The organism is Streptomyces sp. NBC_00158 (assembly GCF_045160885.1).
GTDB lineage: Bacteria > Actinomycetota > Actinomycetes > Streptomycetales > Streptomycetaceae > Streptomyces.
Window position 1 is genome coordinate 580,768 of sequence record NZ_CP108161.1, and the last position, 26,562, is coordinate 607,329.

The 26,562-nt window shown below is 75.4% G+C and carries 25 protein-coding genes and 1 tRNA gene; 4 read left to right on the plus strand and 22 right to left on the minus strand.

All coding sequences use genetic code 11. From position 1 onward, the window contains the following. Positions 1-14 precede the first annotated feature (14 nt). Positions 15-662 carry an SMI1/KNR4 family protein gene (locus OG553_RS02510; protein WP_405977361.1) on the plus strand — a complete coding sequence of 216 codons (648 nt, stop codon included), beginning with the start codon at positions 15-17 and terminating at the stop codon, positions 660-662. On the opposite strand, the gene OG553_RS02515 is transcribed toward OG553_RS02510, so the two are convergent. The 5 genes from OG553_RS02515 to OG553_RS02535 all read right to left on the minus strand — a co-directional run bounded on the left by OG553_RS02515 (position 649) and on the right by OG553_RS02535 (position 5,976). Continuing rightward, positions 649-1,482, minus strand: a complete 834-nt coding sequence (locus OG553_RS02515; protein ID WP_405977362.1) for an enoyl-CoA hydratase/isomerase family protein — start codon at positions 1,480-1,482, stop codon at positions 649-651. The two genes, OG553_RS02510 and OG553_RS02515, sit on opposite strands and share 14 nt — an antisense overlap. 53 nt (positions 1,483-1,535) lie before the next feature. Continuing rightward, positions 1,536-2,300, minus strand: a complete 765-nt coding sequence (locus OG553_RS02520; protein ID WP_405977363.1) for a PIG-L deacetylase family protein — start codon at positions 2,298-2,300, stop codon at positions 1,536-1,538. Positions 2,301-2,353: 53 nt separating this feature from the next. Next, positions 2,354-3,664: an alpha/beta fold hydrolase gene (locus tag OG553_RS02525; RefSeq protein ID WP_405977364.1), complete on the minus strand. Its 1,311-nt coding sequence runs from the start codon at positions 3,662-3,664 to the stop codon at positions 2,354-2,356. 172 nt (positions 3,665-3,836) lie between these two features. Beyond that, positions 3,837-4,922, minus strand: coding sequence for an S-(hydroxymethyl)mycothiol dehydrogenase (locus OG553_RS02530; protein ID WP_405977365.1), 1,086 nt, complete (start codon positions 4,920-4,922; stop codon positions 3,837-3,839). A 112-nt stretch (positions 4,923-5,034) separates the two neighbouring features. After that, positions 5,035-5,976 carry a LysR substrate-binding domain-containing protein gene (locus tag OG553_RS02535; protein WP_405977366.1) on the minus strand — a complete coding sequence of 314 codons (942 nt, stop codon included), beginning with the start codon at positions 5,974-5,976 and terminating at the stop codon, positions 5,035-5,037. A 101-nt stretch (positions 5,977-6,077) separates the two neighbouring features. Between OG553_RS02535 and OG553_RS02540 the strand changes: the two genes are divergently transcribed. Then, positions 6,078-6,977 carry a dihydrodipicolinate synthase family protein gene (locus OG553_RS02540; RefSeq protein ID WP_405977367.1) on the plus strand — a complete coding sequence of 300 codons (900 nt, stop codon included), beginning with the start codon at positions 6,078-6,080 and terminating at the stop codon, positions 6,975-6,977. A gap of 402 nt (positions 6,978-7,379) precedes the next feature. After that, positions 7,380-8,156, plus strand: coding sequence for a transglycosylase SLT domain-containing protein (locus OG553_RS02545; protein WP_405977368.1), 777 nt, complete (start codon positions 7,380-7,382; stop codon positions 8,154-8,156). 45 nt (positions 8,157-8,201) lie between these two features. On the opposite strand, the gene OG553_RS02550 is transcribed toward OG553_RS02545, so the two are convergent. The 10 genes from OG553_RS02550 to OG553_RS02595 form a co-directional block, all read right to left on the minus strand. Next, positions 8,202-8,807 carry a response regulator gene (locus OG553_RS02550; protein WP_405977369.1) on the minus strand — a complete coding sequence of 202 codons (606 nt, stop codon included), beginning with the start codon at positions 8,805-8,807 and terminating at the stop codon, positions 8,202-8,204. Further along, the gene (locus tag OG553_RS02555; RefSeq protein WP_405977370.1) at positions 8,807-10,156 is read right to left on the minus strand and encodes a sensor histidine kinase; all 1,350 of its coding nucleotides are present in this window, start codon (positions 10,154-10,156) and stop codon (positions 8,807-8,809) included. The genes OG553_RS02550 and OG553_RS02555 overlap by 1 nt, the downstream gene beginning before the upstream one ends. Before the next feature lie 83 nt (positions 10,157-10,239). Next, entirely contained in the window at positions 10,240-11,139 is a 900-nt protein-coding gene (locus tag OG553_RS02560; protein ID WP_405977371.1) for a squalene/phytoene synthase family protein, read from the minus strand. A 112-nt stretch (positions 11,140-11,251) separates the two neighbouring features. After that, positions 11,252-12,949: a protein kinase domain-containing protein gene (locus OG553_RS02565; RefSeq protein WP_405977372.1), complete on the minus strand. Its 1,698-nt coding sequence runs from the start codon at positions 12,947-12,949 to the stop codon at positions 11,252-11,254. A gap of 27 nt (positions 12,950-12,976) precedes the next feature. Next, positions 12,977-14,635 (minus strand): peptide-N4-asparagine amidase, encoded by a 1,659-nt coding sequence (locus OG553_RS02570; RefSeq protein ID WP_405977373.1) that lies wholly within the window; start codon positions 14,633-14,635, stop codon positions 12,977-12,979. A 92-nt stretch (positions 14,636-14,727) separates the two neighbouring features. After that, a complete protein-coding gene (gene rraA / locus OG553_RS02575; RefSeq protein ID WP_405977374.1) occupies positions 14,728-15,240 on the minus strand; it encodes a ribonuclease E activity regulator RraA in 513 nt (170 codons plus the stop codon). A 66-nt stretch (positions 15,241-15,306) separates the two neighbouring features. Then, entirely contained in the window at positions 15,307-15,573 is a 267-nt protein-coding gene (locus OG553_RS02580) for a GlsB/YeaQ/YmgE family stress response membrane protein (RefSeq protein WP_362458362.1), read from the minus strand. Between the two features lie 74 nt (positions 15,574-15,647). After that, on the minus strand, positions 15,648-15,938 hold the full coding sequence (locus OG553_RS02585; RefSeq protein WP_405977375.1) for a hypothetical protein: 291 nt from the start codon (positions 15,936-15,938) through the stop codon (positions 15,648-15,650). Between the two features lie 5 nt (positions 15,939-15,943). After that, positions 15,944-16,813 carry a DMT family transporter gene (locus tag OG553_RS02590; protein ID WP_405977376.1) on the minus strand — a complete coding sequence of 290 codons (870 nt, stop codon included), beginning with the start codon at positions 16,811-16,813 and terminating at the stop codon, positions 15,944-15,946. Then, on the minus strand, positions 16,810-17,832 hold the full coding sequence (locus OG553_RS02595; protein WP_405977377.1) for a phosphatase PAP2 family protein: 1,023 nt from the start codon (positions 17,830-17,832) through the stop codon (positions 16,810-16,812). Before OG553_RS02595 ends, OG553_RS02590 begins: the two co-directional genes overlap by 4 nt. Before the next feature lie 148 nt (positions 17,833-17,980). Here OG553_RS02595 and OG553_RS02600 point away from each other — a divergent pair, with 148 nt between their 5' ends. Continuing rightward, entirely contained in the window at positions 17,981-18,601 is a 621-nt protein-coding gene (locus OG553_RS02600; RefSeq protein ID WP_405977378.1) for a TetR/AcrR family transcriptional regulator, read from the plus strand. A gap of 159 nt (positions 18,602-18,760) precedes the next feature. Here OG553_RS02600 and OG553_RS02605 read toward each other — a convergent pair whose 3' ends face one another. The 7 genes from OG553_RS02605 to OG553_RS02635 form a co-directional block, all read right to left on the minus strand. Next, a complete protein-coding gene (locus tag OG553_RS02605) occupies positions 18,761-19,309 on the minus strand; it encodes a TerD family protein (protein ID WP_405977379.1) in 549 nt (182 codons plus the stop codon). A gap of 203 nt (positions 19,310-19,512) precedes the next feature. Then, positions 19,513-20,727, minus strand: coding sequence for a DUF2201 family putative metallopeptidase (locus tag OG553_RS02610; protein WP_405977380.1), 1,215 nt, complete (start codon positions 20,725-20,727; stop codon positions 19,513-19,515). 17 nt (positions 20,728-20,744) lie between these two features. Further along, the gene (locus OG553_RS02615) at positions 20,745-21,935 is read right to left on the minus strand and encodes a sigma 54-interacting transcriptional regulator (RefSeq protein WP_405977381.1); all 1,191 of its coding nucleotides are present in this window, start codon (positions 21,933-21,935) and stop codon (positions 20,745-20,747) included. Further along, a complete protein-coding gene (locus OG553_RS02620; RefSeq protein WP_405977382.1) occupies positions 21,932-23,779 on the minus strand; it encodes an ankyrin repeat domain-containing protein in 1,848 nt (615 codons plus the stop codon). Before OG553_RS02620 ends, OG553_RS02615 begins: the two co-directional genes overlap by 4 nt. After that, on the minus strand, positions 23,776-24,927 hold the full coding sequence (locus OG553_RS02625; RefSeq protein WP_405982929.1) for a gala protein: 1,152 nt from the start codon (positions 24,925-24,927) through the stop codon (positions 23,776-23,778). The genes OG553_RS02620 and OG553_RS02625 overlap by 4 nt, the downstream gene beginning before the upstream one ends. A 116-nt stretch (positions 24,928-25,043) precedes the next feature. Next, positions 25,044-25,119: transfer RNA gene (locus OG553_RS02630), tRNA-Arg, on the minus strand. Between the two features lie 114 nt (positions 25,120-25,233). After that, positions 25,234-26,328, minus strand: a complete 1,095-nt coding sequence (locus OG553_RS02635; protein ID WP_405982930.1) for a hypothetical protein — start codon at positions 26,326-26,328, stop codon at positions 25,234-25,236. Positions 26,329-26,562: the final 234 nt, after the last annotated feature.

Genomic DNA, 26,562 nt, shown 5'->3' on the forward strand with positions numbered 1-26,562 from the left:
GCACCATCGGGGTCATGAAGACCGACGACTGGGAACCCTTCCTCCGCACCTGGAGCGCCGAGCGGGAGGCGGCCATGCGCTCCGAGGACCCCTCCGAGCCGCCCGTGGGCTGGCTGGGCTTCGCACCCGCCCCGCCGGAGCGGATAGCCGCGCTCGAAACCAGGCTGGGGGCCCCGCTGCCGCCTTCGTACCGCTCCTTCCTGGAGGTCACCGACGGCTGGCGGTGGGCCGGGGAGTTCGTGGAACTGCTCGCCCCGGCGGCGGAGGTGGGGCCGCTGCGGGAGCTGACGGGGTACCTGTACGAGATGCTCAGCGAGTGGGAGCAGGAGGACCTGGCGGAGGACCTCGACGAGGAGGACGAGGAGGACGAGGGCCCGGACGACGGGGGCGGGGGCGCGGACGAGGAGCCGTACGAGTCCGCGCGGTGGGGCCGGGCGGTCCAGATATCCCTGGAGGGGGACCAGACCTGGCTGATCCTCGACCCCGGTGACGTCGACGCCGAAGGCGAGTGGGCGGCGTACCGGTTCTCCAGCTGGTGCGGGACCGGTCCGGAGCGGTACGGGTCCTTCGCCGGCCTGATGCGCGCGGAGTACCGCGGCTTCCGGGCCCTGCGCGGGCTCGACGGCGAGGACCCGGAGGGCTCTGAGGTCAGGCTCCCCTGAAGTGCGGGGGGCGGCGGGCGGCCTTGGCCCCGTAGCCCTCCGCCGCGTCCTCGGAGGTGAGGGTGAGGGCCGCCGTCATGGCGGCCCGGTCCAGGGCGGCGGGGAGGGCGGCGTCGGCGTAGGCGTCGATCGAGCGTTTGATGCCCTGGACCGCGAGCGGGGCGTTCGCCGCGATCTCGGCGGTCAGGGAGTGCGCCTCGGCGTCGAGGCAGGCCCGGGGGACGACCAGTTGGACCAGGCCCAGGCGCTCGGCGGTGGCCGCGTCGATCCTGCGGCCGGTGAGTGCGAGGAACTTGGCCCAGCCCGCGCCCGCCTCCCGGGCGATGCGCAGGTCGCCGCCGGCGTCCACCGCCACGCCCAGCTGGGCCTCGGGGAGGGCGAACACGGCGTCGTCGGCGGCGATCCGGATGTCGGCCATCAGGGCCAGTTCGAAGCCGAAGCCCAGACAGTAGCCCTGGACGGCGGCGACGACGGGCTGCGGCAGGCGGGCGAGCACCGAGAAGCGCTCGTGGACCCAGCGGATGCCCTCGTAGTAGTTCCGGGTCCGTCCGGCGGCGGAGTCGCCGGTGATGGCGCCGCCCGGGGCGGTCACGTCGATGCCCGCGCAGAAGGCCCGGCCCTGCGCGCCCAGCAGCACCGCGCGCACGTCCGGGTCGAAGCGGATCCGGTCGGCGAGCAGGCCCAGCTGGCGGGTGGACTCCCAGCTCCAGCCGTTGAGCTTGTCGGGGCGGCAGAGGGTGAGGAACGCGATGCCGTCCTCGACGTCCAGCCGGATGCGCTCCGCGCCCTCGCCCACCTCTCTGCCGAGCGTGTCGATCACCGTGTACGCACCCCCGAGGCCGACTGACGGGGCGTCAGCATAGGGGGGTCCGGTCAGCGGGGGAAGACCTCGAACAGCACCGCCGGACGGCCGCCGAAGCGGGCCGCCGCCTGCTGGACGTTCCCGGTGAGGAAGTTCCTCACGTACTCCTCGGGGTCCTGGTCGGTCAGCGCGGAGATGTACGCCTTGTGCTCCAGCAGGGACCGGATCGCGCGCTCCAGACCGGGGCCGGCGTCGACGGCGTGGGTGGGCGTGGTGGTGTTCGCCACCGCGACCCAGCGCACCCCGTCCCAGGGCTCCAGGCCCTGCTCGGAGACGAGTTCGGGAAAGATCCACCGGTTGCCCGCGTCGGCGGCGGCGTCCAGCACGGCCCGGCCGACGGCCTTGTGGTCGGGGGTGTTCCAGTACCCGCCGCCGCCCACCCCGCCCCAGGTGTCACGGTGGTTGAGGGTGATCACCAGCTCGGGGCGGTGCCTCCGGATGGCCGCCGCGATGTCCCGGCGCAGGCCGAGCCCGTACTCGACGACTCCGTCGCGGTGGTCGAGGAACTCCACCGTGGAGACCCCGACGACCGCCGCGCTCGCCCGCTGCTCGGCCTCCCGCAGCGGGCCGCACTCCTGCGGGGCGACCCCGTCGATGCCCGCCTCGCCGCGCGTGGCGAGGAGGTAGGCGACCTCACGGCCGCCGTCCGTCCACTCGGCGATGGCGGCGGCGCAGCCGTACTCGAGGTCGTCGGGGTGCGCGACCACGGCGAGGGCGCGCTGCCAGTCGGCGGGCATCGGCTGCAAGGACGGCTGCTGCTCTGCTTGTTCGGTCATACGCCGCACAATAGGCGACGTCCCCCCGCAGGGCCCGCAGCAAGGAGGCCGGGCTAGACCTCGTCGCGGACCAGGGACAGGAGGCGGTCCAGGACGCGGGGGCCGCCCGCGCGGACGCCGTCGTGTTCGAACTCGTCCGTCACCCAGGTGCGCAGGCCGCGGACGGCCCGGGCCGTGGCCAGGGAGTGGGCGGTGTCCACGTACATGTCGTCGTGGTAGACGGCGGCCGCCACCGGGACCTCGTTGACGGAGAGCCGGGACGGGTCGTAGAGGGGCGTCCAGCCCGTGCGGGACGCGAGGTGGTCGGCGGTCTCGCGCAGGGGTGCGAGGGCCGGGTCCCCGGTGAAGTGCCAGGGGTGGATGGTCTCGCCGGTGAAGAGCACGGGGTCCTCGCCCGCGAGGGCCTTGGCGGCGTCGAAGCGGGGGTGCGCGGCGCGGACCCGTTCGGCGGCCCAGGCGGTGGGGGCCGCCGGGTCCTGGGCGTAGATCGACTCGTGGAGGAGGGCGTAGAGGGGGTGGCCCGCGAAGGAGAGCTGGCCGTGGACGGCGTGCAGGAAGGCGTCCGAGAGGGCGGGGCCCGCCGGGGTGGTGACGAAGGCGTCCTCCAGCAGGTAGTGCAGCTGGTGGCTGCCGTCGCCGGCGCCGAGGAGCAGCCCGAGGGACTGGAAGGCCTCCACGGTCAGCCGGTAGCCGCCGGGGAGTTCGGCGGGGCGCTCCGCGAGGTGGGCGGCGATGCGGCGGGCACGCTCGACGTCCATGGGGTAGCGGGCGTAGTGGGCGAGGTTCTTGCGCTCGATGCGGGGGTACGCGGCCTCGTAGACCTCGGTCGCGGTGGCGTCGAGGGAGGGCAGCCCGCCGGTGATCAGGGCCGCGGTCAGGCCCTCGGGCGCGGTGGAGAGGTAGTGGGTGGTGCAGAACCCGCCGAAGCTCTGGCCGAGCACGGTCCAGGGGGCGCCGCCGGTCAGGGCGGGGCGGACGGCCTCGGCGTCGCGCACGATGGAGTCGGCGCGGAAGTGGCCGAGGTATTCGGCCTGCTGGGCGGGGGTGCCGCGGGCGGGCAGGGTCTGCCGGTTGACCGGTGTGGAGCGGCCGGTGCCGCGCTGGTCCAGGAGGAGGACCCGGTAGTCGGCGAGGGCCCGCTCCAGCCAGGCCTGGCGTCCGGTGAAACGGCGCGCGCCGAAGCCGGGGCCGCCCTCCAGGTACAGCAGCCAGGGCAGCCGCTCGGGGTCCTTGTCGTTCCCGACCACCTCGCGGGCGTACAGCTCGATGCGCTCCCCTTCGGGGCGGTCGTGGTCGAGCGGCACGGTGAAGTGGTGGTCGGTCAGGACGACACCGGGCTGGCGGTAGCTGCGCGGGAGGGTCACGGACGGCCCCTGGGGTGTTGGGTGCGGATCCCCTCCCCGCGCCTTCGCCGGATCGCGGCGGGGCCCGGAGCCGGGGCTGACGTCCCGGCCGAGTTTATGCCCCGGGGCCCCTGACCGGGGGATCTGGTCGGGGGACCTGCTCGGGGACCGGTCGGGGCCCCGGGGCGGCGGGTCAGAAGGTGACCACGGAGCGGAGCACCTCGCCGCGCTCCATGCGGGCGAAGGCGTCCTCGACCCCGTCGAGCGGGATGGTCTCGGAGACGAACGCGTCGAGGTCGAGCCGGCCCTGCAGGTAGAGGTCGATCAGCAGCGGGAAGTCCCGCTCGGGCAGGCAGTCCCCGTACCAGGAGGACTTGAGCGCGCCGCCGCGCCCGAAGACGTCCAGCAGCGGGAGTTCGAGCTGCATCTCGGGCGTCGGTACGCCGACCAGGACGACGGTGCCGGCCAGGTCGCGGGCGTAGAAGGCCTGCCGGTAGGTCTCGGGGCGGCCGACGGCCTCGATGACCACGTCCGCGCCGTTCCCGCCGGTCAGCCCCTGGATCGCCTTGACCACGTCCTCCGTCCGCCCGTTGACGGTGTGGGTGGCGCCGAGACCGCGCGCCCACTCCAGCTTCCGCTCGTCCAGGTCCACGGCGATGATCCGCGAGGCCCCGGCCAGCCGGGCGCCGGCGACGGCCGCGTTGCCGACTCCCCCGCAGCCGATGACGGCGACCGAGTCCCCGCGCCCGACGTTGCCGGTGTTCAGGGCGGCGCCCAGGCCCGCCATCACGCCGCAGCCGAGGAGTCCGGCGGCGGCCGGGGAGGCGGCCGGGTCCACCTTGGTGCACTGGCCGGCGGCGACGAGGGTCTTCTCGGCGAAGGCGCCGATGCCCAGGGCCGGGGAGAGCGGGGTGCCGTCCTCCAGGGTCATGGGCTGGGTGGCGTTGTGGGTGTTGAAGCAGTACCAGGGCCGGCCGCGCTTGCAGGCCCGGCAGGTACCGCACACCGCACGCCAGTTGAGGACCACGAAGTCGCCGGGGGCGACGGAGGTGACGTCGGGGCCGACGGACTCGACGACGCCCGCGGCCTCGTGGCCGAGGAGGAAGGGGAACTCGTCGTTGATGCCGCCCTCGCGGTAGTGCAGGTCGGTGTGACAGACCCCGCAGGCCTGGATCTTGACGAGGGCTTCGCCGGGCCCCGGGTCGGGCACGAGGATCGTGGTCGTCTCCACCGGTGCGCCCTTGCCGCGCGCGATGACCCCTCGTACGCGATGTGTCACGTCGTACCCCGTTCTGCTCGGATCGGCCCGATCCGTCTGATCGGCCTGATCGGTCTGGATCATCGAACGTACACGGGCGCGGCCCCCCAAGGGAGTTGCGCGGGCCTTCGCGTCACCCGCCCCCTCCGGTTCCGGCCAGATCCGACGGTACGGACGCGCGCAGCGCCGCGGTGAAGGCGGCCACGGCGGGGTGGGCGGCGGCACCGCTGCGGAAGGCGACCTTGGTGCGGCGTTCCATGTGGAGGCGGGTGAGGGCGACGGCGGGGTCCGCGGAGCCGGTCATTCCCAGCTGGGGGACGACGGCGACCCCCTGCCCGGCCGCGACCAGCGCGAGGACGGTGTCGAACTCGTCGACCTCGTGCCGGATCCGGGGGGTGAACCCGGCCGCCTGGCAGGCCCGGAGGGTCATGGCGTGGCAGAGGGTGCCGGGGGTGGCGGTGATCCAGGGCTCGTCCTGGTGGGCGCGCAGGACCGCGCCCTGGTCGGCCCCGGTGGCGGCGGCCGGGTGCGGGACCGCCGGGGCGGCCGGGGCGGCCAGGTACATCGCCTCCCCGTACAGCGGCCGGGTGGCGAGCCCCGGCTCGGCCGGTGCTGGGACGAAGTCGTACTCGTGGACCAGGGCCACGTCCAGGTCCCCGGCCCGCAGCGCGTGCGCGACCGCCGCCGGGTCGGTCTCGCGGACCCTCGGCTCCAGCCCGGGGTGGCGGCGGGCGAGGTGGAGCAGGGCGGCCGGGACGATGGCCCGGGTGGCGGTGGGGAAGGAGCCGACGCGCAGGACCCCGGCGAGCCCGCTGCGGGCCTCGGCGAGGTCGGCGTCGGCCTGCTCCAGCCGTTCCAGGACGGCTTCGGCGTGGCGTACGAGGTTCTGGGCGGCCGGGGTGAGCCGGACGCGGCGGCCGGTGCGTTCGAGCAGGGGCAGGCCGGCCTCGCGTTCGAGGACGGTGAGCTGCTGGGAGACGGCGGAGGGGCTGAAGGCGAGGGCTTCGGCCACGGCGGCGATGGTGCCCCGGCGGGCGAGTTCCCGCAGCAGGCGCAGGCGGCGTACGTCGAGCATCGGCTCAGCTTACGGGTCGGATAAGAAATGCGAACTGGATTCGACGCTCGGTCCGGGCGAAGCTCTTCTGCATGCGACAGGAAACGGCACGGGCCGGGCAAATGACCGATGGCACGCATTTCACCCTCAACGGGATCCACGTACCGCTCGTCACCCCCTTCACCCGGGGCGGGGAGGTCGCGGCCGAGGCGCTGGAGGCCCTCGCGCACGAGGTGCTCGACGCGGGGGCCGCCGGGATCGTGGCCCTCGGCACCACGGGCGAGACGGCCGCGCTGGACGGGGCCGAGCGCGATCTGGTGACCGGGATCTGCGCGCGGGTCTGCGGGGAGCGGGGCGTGCCGCTCACGGTGGGGGCGGGGGCGAGCGGGACCCGGGCGAGCGAGGCGGCACTGGCGCGGCTGGCGCGGTGGCCCGAGGTCCGGGCGGCGCTGGTGACCGTGCCCTCGTTCGTACGGCCCTCGGCGGCGGGCGTGCTGGCGCACTTCACGCGGCTGGCGGAGGTGAGCCCGGTGCCGCTGATCGTCTATCACATCCCGTACCGGACCGGGCAGCCGCTGGACGCGGACGCGCTGCGGGCGCTGGGCTCGCTGGCCGGGGTGGCCGGGGTGAAGTACGCGGCGGGCGGGATCGACGCGGACACGGTGGCGCTGCTGGGCCGGCTGCCGGACGGGTTCTCGGTCCTGGCCGGGGACGACGCGTACGCGTCCCCGATGCTGGCGCTCGGCGCCTCGGGCGCGGTGCTCGCCTCGGCCCATCTGGCGACGGAGCGGTTCACGGAGCTCGCCGCGGCCTGGAAGGCCGGCGAGGTCGGGCGCGCCCGGACGCTGGGGCACGGACTGGCACGGCTCTCGGCGGCGGCGTTCGCGGAGCCGAACCCGGCGGTGGTCAAGGGCGTGCTGCACGCGCAGGGCCGGATCCCCTCGCCGGACGTGCGCCTGCCCCTGCTGCCGGCGTCCGGGCGGGCCGTGGACGCCACCCTGGAGGCGCTGGCCTCCCTCTGAGGGCCCCGGAACAGCACCACGGGCATCCGGAATGCCCGATTGAACACCTTTCGCCACCCTCGCAAGGGGTCGCCCGAATCGGCAGTATCAGGCCGCCAATTGACCGTATTGCGCGGGGCAACCTCAAACCTGCCGGACCCATGATGTGGGTCACACGGCGCCGAACAACATCAATTCGCCCGGAACGGCCGGTTCCCTTTCCCCGGAAAGGAAATCGGCCTTTTCGTGATCCCCATTTCATGGTCATTTACCGGACACCGCACGAGAAGTCGATCTACCGGTGGAATTCGTGTCTTGTTCCCGCGTCGCGCGCTCGCCTACGGTCACCTCACTCCCCGCGGCCGACTGCCGAATCCGGCCGCCGCCGGGGCTCTCCCGTACCCCCACGTGAGGAACAGCGCCATGCCCCGACAGGGTAAGCACCGTCGGCCGAAGCAGCACTGGATCGCCCGCAGGCTGGCGGTCGCCGGCACGGGTGGAGCGGCCCTCGCCCTCCCTCTGATCAGCGCCACGACGGCCGGGGCGGCCGGCACGCAGCCGGTTCCGGCGTCGCTCGTCAAGGCGGCCGTGGAGAAGGCCGCGGCGGCGCAGCCGGCGGTGGAGAAGTCCGCCACGGAAAAGGCGTCCGTGGAAAAGGCGACGGCGGCCATGACCTATTCGGTGGTGGGCGGCGACACCCTTTCGAAGATCGCCTCCGCGCATTCCGTGAACGGCGGCTGGCAGGCCCTCTACGAGGCCAACCGGAGCGTCATCGGCTCCGACCCCTCGGTGATCCGTCCCGGCCTCAAGCTGAAGCTCGGCGCGGCGGCCCGCGCGGCCGCGGCGAAGCCCGCCGCCAAGCCCGCCGCCCCCGTGTACGCGAACAACCTCGACGGCTGGATCCGGCAGTCGCTGGCCGTCATGGCCAAGCACGGAATTCCCGGCAGCTACAACGGAATCCACCGCAACGTGATGCGGGAGTCCTCGGGCAACCCCCTCGCCATCAACAACTGGGACATCAACGCCCAGAACGGCATCCCCTCCAAGGGCCTCCTCCAGGTCATCGACCCGACCTTCCGCGCCTACCACGTGCCCGGCACGTCCCTGGACTCGTACGACCCGGTCGCGAACATCACGGCGGCCTGCAACTACGCCGCCGCCCGCTACGGCTCGATCGACAACGTCAACGGCGCCTACTAGCGGAAGCCGGCGTGCCGGGGTTGTTCCGGGGCGGGCGCCGGTCCGTCAGAGCCAGCCCTGGCGGCGGGCCGCGCGGACGGCCTCCATGCGGTTGCGGGTGCCGGTCTTGCCGATGGCCGCCGAGAGGTAGTTGCGCACGGTCGACTCGGACAGGTGCACCCGGCCGGCGATGTCCGCGACGGTGGCCCCGTCGGCGGCGGCGTTCAGCACGTCGGTCTCGCGCGCGGTCAGCGGGTTCGGTCCGGCGCCCAGCGCGGCGGCCGCGAGCGCGGGGTCGATCACGGTCTCCCCGGCCAGCACCCGGCGGACCGCCACGGCCAGCTCCTCCACCGGCCCGTCCTTGACGAGGAACCCGGCCGCCCCGGCCTCCATCGCCCGGCGCAGGTAGCCGGGCCGGCCGAAGGTGGTCAGGATCAGCACCCGGCAGCCGGGGAGCCGGGTGCGCAGCTCGGCGGCGGCGTCGAGGCCGCTCCTGCCCGGGAGCTCGATGTCGAGCAGGGCCACGTCCGGCCGGGCCTCCAGCGCGGCCGGGAGGATCTCGTCGCCGGCCCCCACCTGGGCCACGACCTCGAAGTCCTCCTCCAGCCCCAGCAGCAGGGCCAGCGCGCCCCGCATCATGCCCTGGTCCTCCGCCAGCAGCAGCCTGACCATCAGTCCCGCCCGTCCCCTCCTCCTGCCGGGTCCGCCGGGAGTTCGGCGGTGACCCGGAAACCGCCGTCCGGTGCCGTGCCCGCGGTGAGCGTGCCGCCCGACGCGGCGAGGCGTTCGCGCAGGCCCGTCAGTCCGCTGCCCGACGGGGTCGAGCCTACTGGGCCGGCGCCGTCGTCCGTGATCACCAGCCGGGCCCGCTCCGGGGTGCCGCCCAGCTCGATCTCGCAGCGGGAGGCCCCGCTGTGGCGGACGGCGTTGGTGGCGGCCTCCCGGACCACCCAGCCCAGCAGGGCCGCCGTCTGTGGGGGCAGCGGGGGGCCGGACTGGCGTACGACGGGCTCGATGCCGGCGGCGGTCAGCGCGGCGCGCGCCCGGTCGAGTTCCGTGGCCAGGCTGGCCTCGCGGTAGCCGGTGACGGCCTCCCGGATCTCGGTGAGCGCCTGCCGGCCCACCGACTCGATGTCGCGGACCTGGTCGAGGGCGGCCTCCATGTCGCGGGGTGCGATCCGGCGGGCCGCCTCCGACTTCACCACGATCACGGACAGGGTGTGGCCGAGCAGGTCGTGCAGGTCCCGGGAGAAGCGCAGCCGTTCCTGGTCGACGGCGGCCCGCGCCAGTTCCTGCCGGGTCTCGCGCAGTTCCCGTACGGTCTCGGACAGCGCCAGGATGGCGGCGGTGACCATGCCGGACAGGAAGGTGCCGTAGACGACGCCGAGCACGTCCCAGCCTTCCCGCACTCCCCCGATGACCCCGGCGGCGGCGGTGACGGCGAACATCACCGGGCCGAGGCGGCGTCCCCGTACCACCGCGCCGGTGGCGAGGCCCAGCAGCGGGAAGAACAGCAGCCAGTCCCCGCCGTAGGCGCCGGCCAGGGCGCAGGTGACGGCGGCCAGGGCGCCCAGGCACCAGCGGGTGGAGGCGGCCTCCCGGGCCGGCTTGTGGAAGGCCCGGAACACCAGGGTGACGTAGAGGGAGTTGAAGACCAGCAGGCCGGCCGCGCCGACCCAGGGGTTGGGGGTCTCGCCGTGGACGATGTTGGAGATCGCCCCCATGCCCAGCAGCAGCCAGGGCAGCAGGGTGAAGGCGTTGGGCGGGCCCATCGGACCGTTGCCGTAGTCGGGGGCCTCGCCGCAGGCCTTGCGGGCCTTCTCCCGCGCCCGCCATTCGGCCTTGCGGGCGGGCCAGTCGGCCTTCCAGTCGTCCTTGTGGGCGCCCTTCCGGCTGTCCTTCGCGCCGTCCTTCGCGCCGTCCTTCCCGCTGTCCTTCCGGCCGGCCGCCGTTCCGTCGCCCCCCATGCCCGTTCCCTCTTCTTCCGTCATCGTGCCGCCCGTTCGCGTGCTCTCCGTCATGCCCCTCACGCTAGGGACCGGGAGGGGGCGGCGGCAGATCCGGCCGTACGGACCTGAGCGGTACAAATGTCACCGCTGCGGGGTCAGCGCCGCCGCAGGGCGCGCAGCAGGGTACCCACGGGGGCGGCCAGGCCGTAGCCGACGTCCTTGCGCAGGGCGCCGGTTCCGGCCTTCTCCACCGCGGCCAGCTGGTGTCCCATCAGCTCCGTCATGGCGGCGACCACCGGGCGCAGACCGGGCTCGGTGAGGTCGAGGACGTCCCCGGCCGCGGCGAGTGCGGTGCGGGCGCGGGCGCACTCGGCGGCGAGGAGCGCGCGTACCGCCGCGGTGTCGCGGGCCCCTTCGAGGTCGGCGCGGGTGACGGAGTGCTCGGCGAGGCGGGAGCGCGGAATGCAGAGCCGCCCCTCGGCGAGGTCGCCGGCCAGGTCGGCGAGGAAGTCGACCCGCTGGGCGGCGTCCACGAAGGCGCGCCAGGCCGCGGCCTGGGCGGGGTCGGGTCCGCCCTGGTACTGGAGGCCCGTGAAGACCATGATCCCGGGCCAGGCGTAGGCGTCGAGGTAGTCCTGGAAGTCCTCCTCGGCGGCGAAGCCGTCGAAACCGGCCTCGGCGGTGGCCGCGCCGTCGAGGAAGCGGGTGATCCAGTGTCCGGGCAGGCCCCGGCCTCGGACGGCGTGGGCGTAGGCGCGCAGCAGCGGGTCGGGGCTGTCTCCGGTGGCCAGGGCCGACTCGACGCGGCCGGCGAGGGCGGTGAGTCCGGCGGCGCGCACGCTCGGGGTGCCGGTCTCGGCCACGTCGTCGACCAGGTTCATGAAGGCCAGGCCCGTCGAGAGCCAGGGCACCAGCGGTGGTGCGGCGAGCAGGCGCAGCGTGAGGTACGGGGCCGGTTCGCGGCGCAGCACCCGGCGGGCGGCGTGGGTGTGGTCGGCCCGCAGCCGGGGGTCGGTTATCCCGGCCTTGGTGAGGGTGCTGCGCCAGCTGGGCATGGTGGACCGTGCTCCTTGGACCGTGTCTGCCGTACGCGGGCGCGCGTACGGGGTGCTCGTACCGGTGTGCGCAGCGGTGGTCGTACCGGTGCGCGTGTACGGCTACACGATGTCAGGAGCGGTACACCTTCTTCACGTTGCCCTGGGTGTCGGCGTACACGTAGCCGCCGCGCCCGTACTCGTCGGTGAGGTAGGGGCGCATGGAGGGGCTCGCGTCGAACAGCCAGGGCTCGACGATGACGTAGCGGGAGGTCGGCTTGGTGACGCCGAGTTCCTGCTGCGCCCGCTCCAGCAGCCCCGGGAGGGCGTCCCACTTCACGGCCGCCATGTCGATGAGCGGCTCGTCCGGCTTGACGGTGCCGCCGGGGCCGTCGTGCTTGACCCGCCCGTCGCGGTACTCGTACCGGTCGAAGGTGTCGGCTCCGGCGGCGGTGGGGATGGAGGCCAGCACGTAGCCCTCGTAGACGGTCATCTCCACGAAGGTGGTGGTGCCGGTCTGCTGCTTGAACGCCTCGATGGCGGTGCGGACCCTGTCGGGTGTGAGCAGGCTGCCCTTGGCCGCGGCGGCGGGGCTGCCCTGTGCCCTGGGCGTGGACTTCGGGGTGGTGGGCGCCTGGGCGACGGTGGTGGCCGTGCCACCGGTCACCGGGGTGGAGGCCGTGGAGCCCTTGGCGTCCGGGTCGCCGGACGTGCCGTCGGGCAGGGCCTGGACGAGCCCGACGACGCCGCCGGCGAGGGCCAGTGCGAGGACCCCGCCGATCAGCGCGGCGCGGCCGCGTCCCCGGGCGGGGGCCGGGGCCGGGGCGACTGCGGGGACGTGGGTGGTGGACCGGTACGGGGAGCCTCCGCCGGGGATGAAGGGCCGGGTGCCGGAGGCGGCGGTGGGAGGCGGGCCGTAGTGTCCCGGCCCCGCGGGCGGTGCCGGGACGGCGGCGGCCGCGGCTGCTCCGGCCCCTGCACCGAGAGCGGTGCTCGCACTCCGGAGCAGTGCTTCGAGCTCGGCGCCGTCGGGCCGCGCCGCGGGATCGCGTACGAGCAGCCGTTCCAGTACGGGGCCCAGCGGGCCGGAGCGCACGGGCGCCGGGATCGGCTCGTCGAGGACGGCGACCACGGTGGCCAGGCTGGTGGCCCGGCGCAGCGGGTGCGTCCCCTCGGCGGCCACGTACAGCATCATGCCGAGCGACCACAGGTCGGAGGCCGCCAGGCCCTCCTCGCCCCGGCACCGCTCGGGGGCGATGTACTCGGGCGAGCCGATCAGCACGCCGGTGGAGGTGAGGGCGGTCGCCCCGTGCAGGGCGGCGATGCCGAAGTCGGTGAGCACGCCCGCCCCGTCGGGCCGCAGCAGGACGTTGGCCGGCTTCACGTCCCGGTGGAGCACGCCCTCCTCGTGCGCGGCGCGCAGCGCGGAGAGGATGTCGAGCCCGAGCCGCACCACCTCGGGCAGCGGCATCGGTCCGGCGGCGAGCCGGTCGTGCAGGGAGCCGCCCTTGAGCAGCTCCATCACGATCCACGGGTGGCCCTCGGTGCCCGGGGCGGGTTCCACGATGTGGTGGATCGTCACCACGTTGGGGTGGGCGAGGCGGGCCAGTGCCCGTGCCTCGCGGATGGCCCGCTCGCGCAGCTGGACGGCGAGGTCCGGCTGCGCGGCGGCGGTGGCGGGGTCCGGCGGGCGCACCTCCTTGAGGGCGACCTCGCGGTGCAGTGCGATGTCGCGGGCGCGCCACACCGTGCCCATGCCTCCGGCGCCCAGGGGGCCGATGAGTTCGAAACGGCCGTCGATCAGCCGTCTGCCGGCCTCACTGTTCTCCATGGGCGGTCATCGTAGGCCCCGCCACCGTCAGCAGCGGAGGCGGTCCTCCGTCAGGGTGCCCTGAGCGGTGGACACCGTACGGTCGTAACAGCCACCGCCGATCTCCGACCCGTACAGGCGGTAGCGCTCGGTGGAGGTGCCGACGGCGTGCCGCTGCTCGCGCGGGACGTTCGCCGTGTACGAGGCGTCGCCCGTGTAGCGGTCGTCGAGGAGGGTGCGGCCCGTCTGGCGGCCGCCGCGCAGGGTGACGGTGTCGGCCCGGTCGCCGAGGGTCAGGGCGGTGCGCAGCCGGTCCCCCGCGCCGAGGGTGGTCTCGCCGTCCATCGTGTACGTGCGTGCGGTGCGGGTGGTGGCGGCGCCGCGGGTGACGTTCTCCTCGTCGTTCCAGGCGGCGGTGAGGGCGTCCCGGTTCTCGCCGTCGGTCCAGCGGTGCGCGGAGGTGTGGGACACGGCGCGGGTGACGGTGGTGGTGACCCGGCCGTGGGAGGTGTCGAGGTATCCGGCGGTGGTGAGGCGGTGGGCGCCGTCGGTGTCCAGGCGGTGTTCGCCGCCGGGGGCGGCGGGGGTCCAGCGGGAGGAGCCGGTGGGGGCGCCCTCCTCGTGGCGGGTCAGGGCCCCGGTGACGACCTGGCGGCCGTGGTCCTGCCAGAGCAGCAGGTTGGCGGGGGTGTTCCAGCCGGCCTGGCCGGCCGGGACGCCGGCGACGGAGACCTCGACGCGGTGCTCGCGGCCGTCGTTGAGGAGGGCCGCGTAGGGGGTGAGGTCGTACACGATCGGCTGGACGTCGAAGGCGCGGGGGCCGGGGGTGACGTACCAGAGGAAGGGGTTGGACCAGCCGCCGGTCCATACGGTCGGGAAGGGCGCGGCCAGTCCGGCGAGCCGTCCGTCGACGGAGATCCGGACCTCGCGGTAGGGGCCGTCGGCGGCCTTGCAGGAGTAGGGCGCGGCGTCGGGGACGGTCATGTACCAGTACTCCTCGCAGCCGCCGCCGGAGCCGGTGGCGTACACCTCGGCGAGGAGCCGTTCGGTGTTGCGCGGGGTCGTCACCGCCGGGGAGGTGAGCGGCAGGACCCGGTCGGGGGTGTCGGGGGCCTGGGTGTGCCGGTCGGCGGCGTAGAGGGTCAGGGTGACCTTGACGTCGATGACGCCGGTGTAGGTGTCGTTGACGACGTTGCCGATCAGCATCTCGACGGGCCCGGGGCGGGCGAGGACGTCGCGGTAGCGGGTGACGTCCTTCTCGACGGACCACTCGATGCCCTCGGGCGAGGGTTCGGGGGTGGAGGTGCGCAGGATCTCGACGCCGCCGAGGGTGAGGTTGCCGAGGCGGTCGTACTGGCGGCCCTTGACCTTTCCGTCGAGGCGCAGGACGGCCTTGGCCCAGTCGGAGCGGCCGCAGCCGGTGGGCGGGGTGTAGGTCCCCTTGTAGGGGGTGAAGTCGCGGAACTGCGCCTCGGCGAGGGTCACCCGGCAGGACCGGGTGGCGGGGTGTTCGACGGGCGGGGCGGCAGTGAGGGGGTCGTGCCAGTCGGTGCCGAACTCGGCGGGCGGTACGGGTCCTGCGGCGGCCGGGGTTCCGGCGGCCGGCGGTGTGCCCGCGGGGGCTGCGGCGGCGGCCGCGGGTCCGGCCAGGGCCCCGGCGGCGAGGGTGAGCGCGCCGAGCAGGCCCATGATCCTGTGTCGTCTCATGGGCCCGCAGTGAAACCAATGGCGGCCCGCCGCCGCCAGGGCCGTGGCCGGGAGGTGGCGCGAAACCGACGGCACCCGCGGCGCCGGCGGTGTCAGTGCCCGGCGGGCAGGACGACGACGCCGTCGTCGTCCACGTACACGGTGTCGCCGGGGCGGAAGGTGACCCCGCCGATGGTGACGGGCTCGTCGACGGCGCCCTCGCCGGTCTTGCCGCTCTTGCGCGGGCAGGTGCCGAGTGCCTGGACGCCGAGGTCCAGGGCGCCGAGGGCGACGCTGTCGCGGACGGCGCCGTGGACGATCAGACCGGCCCACCCGGAGGCCTGGGCGGCGCCTGCGATGAGGTCGCCGACCAGGGCGGTGCGCAGGGAGCCGCCGCCGTCCACGACGAGGACGGCGCCGTCGCCGGGGGTGTGCAGGAGTTCGCGCAGCAGGGCGTTGTCCTCGTGGCAGCGGACGGTGCGCACGGGTCCGGCGTACAGGTTCCGGCCGCCGATCCTGCGGAACGGGGTGGCGCAGATGCCGAGGTCCTCGCCGTGCTCGTCGTACAGGTCGGCGGTGGGGACTGGGGGTACCCCCGGCGGTAGCTGGGGGAGGGTGACGCTCATGTGGTTCCGGGCTCCTCGCATCTCGTACGTCGCGCGGGGCCCAGCGTAGGGCCTGCCGGCAGGGGCTCAGCGGCGGGAGTTGCCGAAGAGGATGCGGTAGCCGACGAGCAGGACGAGGGAGCCGGCGATGGCCGAGCCCCAGGTGGCGAGGTCGAAGAACTGGGCCTGGATCGGGCGGTCGAGGAACTTGGCGGAGAGCCAGCCGCCGATGAAGGCGCCGGCCACGCCGATGAGGGTGGTGACGATGAAGCCGCCCGGGTCGCGGCCGGGGAGCAGGATCTTGGCTATGCCGCCGGCCAGCAGGCCCAGGATGATCCAGCCGATGATGCCCATGCCGTTCTCTCCGCTCTTCGCGCTCTTCGTGTGCGTCCGTGCCCTTGAGGACGCGAGCGGAGCGCCGGTGGTTCTCAGCGGTGGCGGGCGCGCCACAGCGCGGCGGCCGCGGCCGCTCCCGCGACGGCGCCGACCACGGCGACGCCGCCCCGGGAGCGGTAGGCGAAGAGGGAGAGGCTGGAGCGGGCCGAGAAGGCGGAGCCCGCGCTCAGCCAGGAGGCGGCGGAGCCGACGGAGAGCGCGGACCCGAAGGAGGCGACGGAGAGGAAGCTGCCCGCGGAGCCGATGGAGAGCACCGAGCCCACCGAGCCGATGGACAGCACGGAGTTCCTGGACCAGAGGGAGAGGTACGAGCGGTCGGTCATGCCGGTCATGCTGTCACGTGGCCGGCCGGTACGGGGCGGCTTTCGGCGGGCTGCGCGGCGGGCGCGGTGCGGGTGAGCAGCAGGACCCCGCGGGTGGCCGCGAGGGCTCCGGCGGCGGCGAGCAGGATGCCGAGGGCGCCGCCCTGGAGGCGTTCGCCGAGCAGGACCATGCCGATCGCGGCCGCGGCGAGCGGGTTGGCGAGGTTGACCACGGCGAGCGGGGCGCCGAGGCCGCCCCGGTAGGCCCGCTGCGAGAGCAGCATCCCGCCGACGGCGAAGACCACGACGAGCAGGGCCACGGTGATCACCCGGCCGCTGAGCAGGGCCCCGCCCCGGCCGCCCGCGACGGCGACGGTCTGGGTCAGGGCGGAGGCGACGGCGGAGGCCAGCCCGGAGGCGGTGGCGTGGCGCAGCCCCGGGCCGGGGTCCTTGCGTGCGGTGAGCAGCAGGATCACGGCGACGGTGGCGCCGGACACGGCGAGCGCCTCGGCCAGGGTGAGGGTGTCGTCCGGGGCCGGGCCGGAGGCGGGGAGCAGCAGCAGGCCGAGCCCGGCGACGGTGGCCAGGGTGCCCCGCCACTCGGTGGCGGCGACCCGCCGCCCGGCGCCGCGCGCCCCCAGCGGGACGGCGGCCACCAGGGTGAGCGCGCCCAGCGGCTGGACCAGGGTGAGCGGGCCGTAGCGCAGCGCGGCGGCGTGCAGCAGCGCTGCGGCGGCGTTCAGTCCGGCCGACCACCACCAGGCGGCGTTGCCGAGCAGGGCCCGGGCGGAGCGGGCGGTGGCCCGGCGGGCGAGGCGTTCCTGGGCGACGGCGGCGGCCGCGTAGGTGGCGGCGGAGGCGAGGCAGAGGACGACGGCGAGGAGGGTGGCGTTCACCGCTCGCCTCCGGCGTGGGCGGGCACGGAAACGGCGGGGCCGGGCCCGGAGGCTCTGGCGTGGCCGGGCGGGGACGCCGCCGCGGGGCCGGCATCGTACGCACCGGCAGGGCCGGGCGCGGACGCCCCGGCGGGGACGGGACCGGCGGTCCCGGCGCGGCCAGGCGCGGAGGCCGCCGCGGGGCCGGGTGCGGGCGCCCCTGCGCGGACGGGGGCGGAGGTCCCGGCGCTGATGGCCTGGGCCGGCCGGCGCGGGTGCGGCAGGGGCCGTGCCTCCGGGGCGGTGGATCCGGCGGCGGCCGGGCGGGGGACCAGCAGCAGGGCCGCGCCGAGCAGCAGGGCGGCCACGGCGGCGTCGACCCAGTAGTGGTTGGCGGTGCCCACGACGACGAGCAGGGTCACCAGCGGGTGCAGCAGCCACAGGGCGCGCCACCGGGACCGGGTCGCGGCGATCATCCCGAGGGCGAGCATCAGCGCCCAGCCGAAGTGCAGCGAGGGCATCGCGGCGAACTGGTTGGCCATGGTGTCGGCCTCCGGGGCGGCGCCGTAGACGCTCGGCCCGTACACCTGGGCGGTGTCGACCAGGTGCGCGGCGTCCAGCATCCGGGGCGGCGCGAGCGGGAACGAGAGGTGGAGCACGAGGGCGGCGCCGGTGAGGACGGCGAGCACCCGCCGGGTCCACAGGTAGTGCCGGGGGCGGCGCAGGTACAGCCAGACCAGGAACAGGGCGGTCGCGGGGAAGTGCACGGCCGCGTAGTAGGTGTTGGCGGTGTGGACGAGGGCGTCCGAGTGGAGCAGCAGCCGCTGGACGGCGCCCTCCCCGGGCAGGTGCAGGGCGCGTTCGGCGTCCCATACCCGGCCGGCGTTGCGGAAGGCCTCGTCGGTGCGGCCCGTCGAGAGCGTCCGGCCCGCCTTGTAGACGGCGAACAGGCCCGCGACGAGCAGCAGCTCGCGTATGAGCCGGCGGCGCGCGTCGCTCTTCCCGGCTTGTGGCCGGTCCGGTGTGGTGTGGGAGGTCATCCCCCGGTCTCACTTCTTTCGGTTCCTATCGACACGCCAGTGTATCGATACATGGGCGTATCGATACGCTGGTGTCCCGATAAGCTCGGATGGCCGTACACTCGGAGCACGGACCCGCCGCCGGATCCCGTGAGGAGAGCCCCACCCCATGACGTCGACGCCGCAGGTCACCGCGCGCCGCTCCAAGATCAGCCCGGAGCGCGAGCAGGAGTTCTACGACGTCGTCCTCGACCAGCTGCGCGAGCACGGCTACGAGGCCCTGACCATGGAGGGCGTCGCCGCCCGGGCCTGCTGCGGCAAGTCCACGCTCTACCGGCAGTGGAAGACGAAGCCGCAGCTCGTCGCCGCCGCCCTGCGCGCGAGCCGCGCCAGGCGCGGCGAGCGGACCCTCGCGGACGTGGACACCGGGACGCTGGCGGGGGACCTCCGCGAGGCCGCCCGGATCGCGGCGGGCACCTCGGGCCGCGACACCCGGCTCACCCAGGCGCTCGGGGTGGCCGTGTTCGGCGACGAGGAACTCCAGGCCGCGCTGCGCGAGGCCCTGGTGGATCCGGAGCTGGAGGCGTTCGGCGCGATCGTCCGGCGGGCGGTGGCGCGCGGCGAGCTCGCCGAGGACCACCCCGCCGTGGAGTTCCTGCCGGCGCAGCTGATGGGCGTCCTGCGGATCCGGCCCGTGCTGGAGGGGCGGTACGCGGACTCCGACTACCTGGTCAGGTTCGTGGACGCGGCGCTGCTGCCCGCGCTGGGCATCAGCCCTCAGGTCCCCTGACCCCCTGAACCAGTGGGCCGCCGTTCACGATGACCGGACGGCGACCCACTCGCGCTGCCTCGTGGGGACGGCGGCAGCGCGCCACCCGGACGGGGCGGCGGCCACTCCCGAGCAGGGTGACCGCCGCCCGGTCCGGTACGGATCCGCCGGCGCCCGGCCTCAGCCGCGCGGCGCCGCGCCCATGACCCGGGCGTACTCCTGCGGGTCCGCGTCGAAGCCGCGGGTGCGCGCGTCCAGCGTCCAGCCGCCCGAGGCGTCCCGGGTGAACTCGGCGACGGTGGCCGCCGTGGCCCCGGCGAGCTCCGCGAAGTCGGTCGTGGCGAGGTCGGTGTACCCCTCGCGGACCCGCAGCCCCGTGCCGCCGACGGCGGCGAAGGTCTTGCGGTCCGGCGCCGTGGCGGGCCCGGCGTCCTGGATCACCACGCCGACCACCACCCGGCCCAGCTCCGGTGCCAGCCGGTCCAGTTCGAGGGTCATCACCTCGTCGAAGCCGAAGCCCTGCCCGGTGCGGCTGTCCCGGGCCAGGGTGATGGTGCCGTCGGGGGCGCGGCTGCCGAAGTGCACGAGGTAGACGGGCTCCCCGTACGGGTCCGCGGCGCCGTACACGGCGGCGACGATGTCCAGGTCGTTAGCGGGCGTGCCCGCGGGGCTGGGGTCCCAGCGCAGCGCTATCTCCACCTTGGCCAGGCTCTTGCGTACTCCGCTCACCGAACTCCCCCTCCGCGTGGCCGCTTTGGCCGTGATGTCCGGCGCCATGCTGCCACGCGCCGGTGATCACCGCGCGAACGACGGTACACAACCGGCCAGTTCCGCGCTCTCCCTCCGGCGGGCGGTCCGGGGTCCGGTCCGGTCCGGTCCGGTGAGCGGTCCCGTCCGGTGAGCGGTCCCGTCCGGTGAGCGGCCCAGGCCGGTCAGCGGCCCAGGTCGGCCGGGGCCACGCGTACGGTCTCCACCCAGCCCGGCGGCTGCGGCGCCCCGTCCCCGATCAGCGCGGCGATCAGCCGGCAGGACGGGGACTCCGCCGGCCAGGGGGTGTACCCGTCGGTCAGCACCACGACGACGGACGGCCGGTCCGGCCTCGCCAGCGCGGCCGCGATGCCCACGCGCATGTCGGTGCCGCCGCCCCCGGCCAGGGTCACCTCCCGGGTACTGGCCACCCGCGTCACGGCGTGCACGTCGGCGTCGCAGGCCAGCACGGTGACCCGGTTGCCGCCCACGCCGACCTCGCGCAGCACCCCGGTGACCTCGGCGAGGGCGGCGGCGAGTTCCGCGTCCCCCATGGACCCCGAGGTGTCGATGACGATCGCCACCCGGGGCAGCGGCCGGCGCAGGCTCGGCAGCACCACCCCGCCGCCCAGCGCGGGCGTGCGGCGCGAGGGCCGCCGGTACGTGTAGTCCACGGCCCCGCCGGCCCAGGCGGCGGCCTCCCGCACCGCCCCCGACAGCGCGCGGCGCCAGTCGACGGCCGGCTCCAGCACCTCCTGCGCCCAGCGCTCCCATCCGGCGGGCACGCTCCCCCGGCCCCGCGAGCGCAGGTGGGCGCGTACGGCCTGGGCGGCCTGGCGGCGCAGGGCCTCCGCCTCCACCGGGCCGATCCCGGTCGTGCCGGCACCGTCACCGCCGAGCTCCCAGGGCGCCGGACTGCCGTGGGCGCCCGAGCCGCAGTCCACCGCGTGCGGGGGCGTCGGCGGGATGCCGGGCAGGTAGCCCTCGAACATCCCGCCCCGGGGCAGGTCGAACAGCCGCGGCTCCATCCGGCCGGCCGGCAGCTCCAGCCCGTCGGCGAGGAGGTCGTCGTTGATCTCGCAGTCCTGCGCGATGTTGACCCGGACCGGATCGCGCTGGTCGGCGGCGGGCAGCCGGTCGGCGCGGCCGTGGTGGTCGCGCAGCAGGTGCGCCACCTCGTGGATCCACACCCCAGACAGTTCGGGGACGGGGGTGCGCTCGACGAACTCCGGCGAGACGTAGCAGCGCCAGCGCCGGTCGACGCCCATGGTCCGGACCCCGGACGGACCCGGGGAGGGGACGACGGTCAGCGCGTACAGGGCGGAGGCGAGGTAGGGCCGGGCCTCGGCGGCCGCGTAGCGGGCGGCGAGCAGCTTGGCCCGGTCGAGCGGGAAGTCCACCTGCGCGGCCCCGCCGCTCAGCGGGCGCCGGGCAGGGCGCCGGCCAGCTGGAGCAGTTCCACGAAGGCGTCGATCCCGGCGGGGACCGGCCAGGACAGGTCGCGCATCGCCGCGAGGTCGGCGGCGGCCCGCGCGGCCACGTCGGGCACGCCCGCGTCGACGGCCTTGGCGAGGACCTCCCAGCCGGCCTCCCAGCGGGAGCGGGTGGGGTCGGCCTGCACGGCGGCGACGACCGCGATGAGGAAGGCCAGCTGGCGGTCACCGCGCTCGGGCAGCGCGAAGGCGGCCGGGTCGGCGAGGACCCGTTCCGGGTCGGGCAGGTCCAGGTGCTCCAGGTAGGTCAGCAGCTCCAGTCCGGCCCCGTCGCCGACGGCCCCGGTGAGGGCGGCGGACAGCGCCTCGCGGCCCGCCCCTGCCGCGTACCCGGTGGCCAGCAGGCGCAGCGCCATCTCCCAGGTGCGCGGGGAGGGCCAGGCCCTGCCCCGGCCCTCGGCGTCGTTCGGCATGTGGTGGACCAGGCCGGGCCGGGCCGTGAGGAAGCCGGACACCGCGCCCCGGGCGCGGGCGACCGCGCCGGCGGAGCGGGCGGGGTCGACCACGGGCAGGACGGTCTCGGGCCAGGTCCCGGCCATGCCGCGGGCGACGGTGCGCGGGTCGTGCGTCCAGTCGAGGTGGACGAAGCGGTTGGCGAGGGGCGCGCTGAGGTGCCAGCCGTCGGCCGCGCTGGCGGGCGGGTTGGCCGCCGCGACGATGCGTACGGAGGCGGGCAGTCGCAGGCTGCCGACCCGGCGTTCGAGGACCACGCGCAGCAGTGCGGCCTGCACGGCGGGCGGGGCGGAGGACAGCTCGTCGAAGAAGAGCAGACCGTGTCCGGTACGGGCCAGGCGCACCGCCCAGTCCGGCGGGGCCATCGGCACGCCGGTGGCGGCGGGGTCGTCGCCGACGATCGGCAGGCCTGCGAAGTCGGAGGGGTCGTGGACGCTGGCGACTACGGTCTCCAGGGCGACCCCGAGGGAGGCCGCGAGCCGTTCCATGCCGGCGGACTTGCCGATGCCGGGCTCGCCCCACAGCAGCACGGGCTGATTGGCCGTCACCGCGAGTGCGAGGGCCTCCAGTTGGTGGTTGGCGGCGGGCTCGGTGCGGGTGGCGGCGAGGCGGGCGCCCAGTTCGTCGGCGGCGGCCAGCGCGGGCGGGGGCGCGGTGTTCATTCCGCGGCTCCGCCGTCGGCCGCGCCCTCGTCGTCCTTGCCCTCGTCGGCCGTGCGTTCGTCGGCCGCTTCCGCGTAGCCGTCCTCTTCGTAGTCGTCGTCGTCGAAGTCGCCCCATTCGGCGCGCTCGGCCATGAACTCGTCGTACTCCTCGAAGTTGATGCCGGGGTGGCGCTCTTCGACGAGTTCCTTCAGGAAGGTCAGGTCGGTCCGCTTGTAGCGGGTCACCACCTGGCCCAGCGACAGCTCCATGTTGTCGATGACGTCGGTACGGGCGCCGGCCGCGAGGAGCGCCCGGACCAGGGAGGCGGTCCCGCCGTTCTGGACCGCGCACTGGAGCGGGGTGCGCTCGCAGTCGTCCTGCTCCTCCAGGCCGAGTCCGGCCTCCAGCAGCCGGGGCAGCAGTTCCTCGTGGCGTACGAAGGGCAGCAGGTGCAGCAGCCCCTGCCCCCTGCCGTTGCGCACCCGCGGGTCGAGGCCCGCGTCGAGCAGCGCGAGTACGCCGGGGGTGTCTCCGTGCTGGACGCGCTCGAACAGCTCGCGCCGCTCGGCGCGCAGGGCGCGCGGCAGCCGGCCCACGCCGGAGGCCCAGGCCTCCCGGGCGGCGAAGCAGCCGGCGACCTCGCCGCCGAAGGCCCGCAGGGCGCGTTCGCGCTGCTGCTCCTCGGCGGTGTGCGGGACGTCGAGCACTCCGTCGCGGGAGCGCACCTCGTGCCACTCGCCCACGCAGCGCACCCGGGCGGTCCCCGGCGGGGTGGGGCCGGGCGGGCCCGCGGCCGGTCCGGCGGCGGGGAAGAGGGCGGCGGTGACGAGGGGGTGCAGCTCACTCGGGGCGGTCCGGCCGGTGCGCACGAGGTACGGGTCGGGCAGCGGCCGCCAGGCGTAGTCGGGCAGCCGGGGTACGTCGCGCACCTCGGACGAGTCCACGAGCCGGGCCCGCAGACCGCCGTCCGGGCCGGTGAGTTCCACCAGCAGCAGGCAGCGCCAGTGCCGGGCGAAGTCGAAGCGGTCGCCCGCGCCCGCCGCGGCGAGGCGCCGTACTCCGGCGGCGAGCAGGGCCGGGTCCAGGGTGGCCGCCTTCAGCGCGGCCGCGGCGTCGCTCCAGCGGTAGGCGTTGGCCGGTGCGCTCAGGTCGAGCGCGATCCCGGCGGCGGCGAAGGCCTCGACGGTCTCCCCGCGCCACTGGAGCACGGCGGCCCACTCCGCCCGTGCGGCGGGGTCGGTGGTGCCGGGGTCGCAGGTCGGCAGCTCGTCCTCGCGCAGCGGGGTGCCGTCGGCGTGGAAGAAGGGCATGCGGCCGGCCGGGCCGGCGCAGGAGCGCAGTTCGGCGGTGTGCCGGGCGTCCCAGAACCAGCGGGCGCGGGTCCAGTCCTCGATGACCCAGTTGGCGTAGGAGTGCCGCCGCGCCCCGGGGTCGACGGGCGCGCAGTGCAGCCGCAGCCGCTGCGGGCCGTCCACCATGGCGCGGGTGGTGACGTACAGCTGGGGCGCGTCCGGGCCGGAGCCGTAACGGGCCAGCACGACGCGGCGGTTGGGGGCGATGACGGTGCGGCCGCCGAGGACCCGGGGCAGGTGCCAGCGCAGCAGGTCGGGGGCGAAGTGGCGCAGGTCCGCGGCGACCGCCTCGGCGACGGCGCTCCCGTGCGCGTCGGCGAGCGCGGGCAGGTCGACGGTGGTCTCCGTGCCGGCGGCGGCGCAGGCGGCCCGCCAGTCCCCCGCCAGGCGGTGCGCGGTGGCCCGCTCGATCATCCCGGCGGGCACGGCGTAGCGGCGGATGCGCTGCCAGGCCGCCGCGTCGTCGGACGGTATCCCGCCGGGCGGCGCGGTGCGGGGGTTCTCGCTCACCGGTACACGCTCCCGATGGCCCGCAGGTCCGGGTGGGAGGCGCGGGCGGGGCGCAGCCGCTCGGCGAAGGAGCGCTTGAGGCGGCGGGGGGTGCCGGGGCCGAGGCCGACGTGCTCCAGCGGGGCGTCCTCGGGCAGGGCGGCGAGCAGGCTCTTGGCGCCGCGCCCGGTGATGCCGGTGTGGCGCAGTTCCAGGCGGCGCAGCGGGCTGCCGGGCAGGGCGGCGGCCAGGGCGTACGCGCCCTCGTCGCCGGTCTCGTTGCCGGCGGAGCCGAGGCTGCGCTCGGACATGGTCCGGCCGAGGTCGAGGGCCTCGATGCCGCCGAGGGCGTCGGCGAGGGCGCGGGCTCCGGCGACGCCGATGCCGTTGCCGCCGAGGCCGAGGCGGACGGGGCGTCCGGGGCCGGCTCCGGCGGCCGCGGCGGCGATGACGGCGGCGCCCTCGTCGCCGAGGTGGTTGGCCGGTACGTACAGTTCGCGGACCCCTGCCTCGCTGATCAGGGCGGCGAGCAGCGGGGCGGCTTCGGCGGTGAGGCCGTTGCCGCCGAGGTAGATCCGCTCCAGCGGGGTACCGCGGTCGCGCAGGGCGTCCAGGAGGAGGCGTACGCCGTCGGCGCCGATGCCGGTGTTGACGAGGTCGAGGGTGCGCAGCGCGGTGTTGCGGCGCAGGAGTGCGGCGACCGTGCGGGCGCCGTCCTCGTGCAGGGGGTTGCGCTTGAGCCAGAGGGCGCGGACGGCGGTGTCGTCGGCGAGGGCTCCGGCGAGGGCGAGCACGCCGTCGGGGCCGATGCGGTTGCAGCCCAGGTAGAGGGTGTGCGCTCCGTGGCGGCCTCCGGCGCCGGCGAGGGCCGTCGCGAGGGTGCGGGCGCCTTCGTCGGTCAGGGAGTTGGTGCCGAGGAGCAGGTGCGCGGCGTGCGGGGAGGCCAGGGCGACGGGCAGCAGCAGGGCCGCGCCGGCGGGGCCGAGGCCCTGCTTGCAGAGGTCGACGCGGCCGTCGGCGCGCAGGGTGCCGAGGGGGAAGGTCTCGTCGGCCTCGACGGGGTGCTCCTGCGCGAGGCGGGCGAGCAGCGGGCCGAGGGCGGCCGGGTCGGCGAGGGGCAGGTCCGGGTGCTCGATTGCGGGGCACCGTACGGGCGTCGGCCGTGTCATCAGCATTCCACCGGTTCCTTCGCCGGCGCCCGGCGACCCTGCGACTTCGCGGAGCCGCGGCAGGCCGGCACGCCTCCGCGCCGTGCTGCCGCCGTCCCGACATGACGGAAGAGAAGTGGCAAGACCGGTCGGATTCGAACCGACGTCCTCCAGCTCGATGCTTGGGCGCGACGACCTCTGCGCTACGGCCTTGCCGCTGGTGATCATAGCGACTCCGCGGCCGAAAATCGATCACCAGTTTGAATACGCGGGGAATTCCCGGGCTCCCCGGGCTCCCCGGAGAGCCGGGCTACCCGGAGCGCCCGGCTACCAGTCCCCGTCCTGGACCGGCTCGCCCGGCCGCGGCGCGTTGCCGAGGGGCAGGACCTGATCCGGCGCCGGGGGCGTCCAGGGCGCGTGGTCGTCTCCGATCCAGTCGCCGACGGGCTTGACCCCGGCGAGGGGGCCGGCCGCCGGGAGGTCGGTACCGGTCTCGTCGTAGTAGTCGTACCAGGGCAGGCCGGCCCGAGTGTAGGCGGCGCGGTCCACGGGCGAGGGCGGCGCGTCCTCGCCCGTGATGCGGCGCCACTCGGGCGGGGTGACCAGGTGGACGAAGACCCGTGCGGCCGGCCGGTCGGCCCAGGCCGAGACCTTGCGGTCGTCCTGGTAGACCTCCTGGCGCATCGCGCCGCCCACCCCGAGCCCCATCGCCGGGGCGGGGGCCCGGCGCGCGGCCGGGCGGGCGGGTGCGGCGCCCGGGGCGGGGGCCGCCATCGCCATGGGCGCGGCCCCGGGCGGGGCCGGCATCGCGGGCGGCATCCCCGGAGCCGCGCCGTAGCCGCCACCGCCGTAGAGGTTCTGGGCGGCGACGGTCTCGTTCCGCAGCCGCTCCTCCTCCCGCCAGGCGGCGAGCGCCTTCGGGCCGAGCGGGAACGCCTGGAGCTGCACCCCGCCGGTGACCTCCTCGCCGGTGACCTGCCCCTCGACCGTGGCCCCGAGGCCGAGCGGGACGGCGACGAACTGGCGCACCGTCCCGTCGCCGGAGTTGATCCCGTCGAGCCAGGGCTGGCGGGGCAGCACCACGTAGTTCTGCGGCTTGCGCTCCAGCCGGCCGGTCCACCGCTTGCCGGAGACGGCGCACACCTTGCCCACCCCGACCTGGAGCGCGGCGGGCTCCCGCGAGCCGCCGAAGCTGAGCCACATGGCCTCCCGCAGGTACACCGGCAGCATCACGCCGCCCTTGGCGAGCCATTCCGGCGGCACGGTGTCCGGGTAGTCCTCCACCCGCCTCAGCGGGAACTCCCCCAGCCCCGGAGGGAGTGCGTGCGTACCCGACTCGGGCAGGCGCAATGTCCGGATGAACCGGATCCGTACGCCTTCGCCCAGCAGGAGCGCGTTGCCCTCGATCCTGGCCGCGGCCATTTCCTCTTTCGCCACTGCGGACAGCCCCCTTCTCCCGCCACTCACCGGTTCCGCCGGAAGATCCTCGGCTGAACCGGATCGTTATGCTCAAGTTTTCCTCAGATGTAGTGACGGTGCGGCCGTCACCTTCCTAGCTTCCTCATACACGTGCCCCCGCGCCCCCGCGGTTCCGCACGCCTGCCCCCGTTCCCGCGACGTCCCCCGGGATTCCGCGTTCCCGAGGAAAAGAGTTCA